The sequence below is a fragment of the Tolypothrix sp. VBCCA 56010 genome (assembly GCF_050875635.1).
Taxonomy (GTDB): Bacteria; Cyanobacteriota; Cyanobacteriia; order Cyanobacteriales; family Nostocaceae; genus Hassallia.
Map to the genome: position 1 here is coordinate 1 of NZ_JBPAOH010000532.1, position 227 is coordinate 227.

Annotated in this window: 1 protein-coding gene; it reads left to right on the forward strand. The window is 37.4% G+C overall.

Going from position 1 to position 227, the window contains the following annotated elements; genetic code table 11:
* On the forward strand, nt 1-227 hold a 227-nt coding region (locus AABK37_RS42235), incomplete at both ends, for a tetratricopeptide repeat protein (RefSeq protein WP_432557308.1).

Below are 227 nucleotides of genomic sequence, written 5' to 3' on the forward strand. Positions count from 1 at the left end.
GGGTAAATACGAACAATCTCTAAATTACCATCAACAAAGCCGAGAACTTTATCAACAATTAGGACTAGAAAAAAATGTCGCTAATCTGTGGTATTGGCTTGCTAATTGCTATCGAGAATGGGGGAAATACGAGCAAGCTATTGAGTGTGAAAACCAAGATTTAGTCATTCGTCAGCAGTTGGATGACCAAATTAATATTGCATATGCCTACTTTCAACTAGGAAAGG